The sequence below is a fragment of the Curtobacterium sp. B8 genome (assembly GCF_000333315.1).
GTDB classification, from domain to species: domain Bacteria; phylum Actinomycetota; class Actinomycetes; order Actinomycetales; family Microbacteriaceae; genus Curtobacterium; species Curtobacterium luteum.
In genome coordinates, this window is record NZ_BACW01000275.1 from 1 (window position 1) to 1,074 (window position 1,074).

Here is a 1,074-nt window from a genome sequence, read left to right on the forward strand (position 1 = left end):
TCGGCCGTCCGCTGCCGGACGCGCCGGCCTGGCTGGAATCGCTGTGAGGGCGACGACATGTTCGCCGGTCCGGACGAGACCATGGCCGACGTCATCGCGTTCCACCACCGGAGCGCTGCCCACGCGGACGCGACGATCGAGGCACTCGACATCGACGCCCGCGGCACCGTGCCGGGTGACCGTCCCCCGGTCAGCACGGTTGCACCATGTCGGCGGACCTCCGCGGTGATGAGGGAACCGAGTTCCGGGTCGAGGGTGGAGAGCACTTCCGGTCCGCGCTGGATCAGCGTCGTGTCGAAGCCGCGGGCGACAAGGCCTTCGGTCATCTCGAGGCCGATGTAGCCGGCGCCGACGACCGCGACACGGCTGCCGGCAGGCAGAAGGTCCAGGGCGGCAACGAGCTGCTCCGCGTCGGTCATCGAGTGCAGTAGGTGAATGCCCGGCTCACCGAACGGGATCCCAGCCGGACGGACCGGCTCCGCGCCAGTCCCGATCAGCAGCTCGTCGTAGGCGATCTGCTCCTCACCAGCCGGGCCGGTGACAGAGAGCAGCTGGCGGTCGACGTCGACGGCGGAGGCCCATGTCGAGGAGCGGACCGTCATCCCGACGGCTTCCAGGTCAGCGCGGGTGCGGTGCGCGAGAGACGCCTCCGCGGCAACGTCGCCCGAGACCCAGTACGGGATGCCGCAGATGGAGAAGTTCGGGAACTCGTCGGCGAGAACCACCGTCACGTCGGTCGACGGGTCCAGCTCACGGGCGCGCAGCGCCGCGGCGATACCGGCGTCACTGCCCCCAACGGCAACAAGGTGAGTCATCGGAGTCGGTCCTCTGCAGGTCGATCGGAAGTCGAACAGGAACATCGAAGCACGTCGATATAGATGAACGCAAATATAGACGCGTGTCGAAGTCCGTGGGATGATGATGCGATGACGACGATCGAGCTGCTTCCCATCCAGGACGTCACTGCGTGCTGCTCGCCCGTCACAACCGAAGCGATGACCCAGGAGTCCGCCGAGGTCCTCGCGAAGTCGTTGAAAGCGATCGCAAACCCGCTCGCCTGCGACTGATCTCGAT

General features: G+C 67.0%; 2 protein-coding genes. One reads left to right on the forward strand and one right to left on the reverse strand.

Features of this window, described 5'->3' with window-relative positions; all coding sequences use genetic code 11:
- On the reverse strand, positions 1 to 860 hold an 860-nt coding region (locus tag I59_RS06735; RefSeq protein WP_307120443.1), incomplete at its 3' end, for an FAD/NAD(P)-binding oxidoreductase.
- A 66-nt stretch (positions 861 to 926) separates the two neighbouring features.
- Here I59_RS06735 and I59_RS21970 point away from each other — a divergent pair.
- Positions 927 to 1,067: a hypothetical protein gene (locus I59_RS21970; RefSeq protein WP_022903216.1), complete on the forward strand. Its 141-nt coding sequence runs from the start codon at positions 927 to 929 to the stop codon at positions 1,065 to 1,067.
- The last annotated feature ends 7 nt before the right edge of the window (positions 1,068 to 1,074 follow it).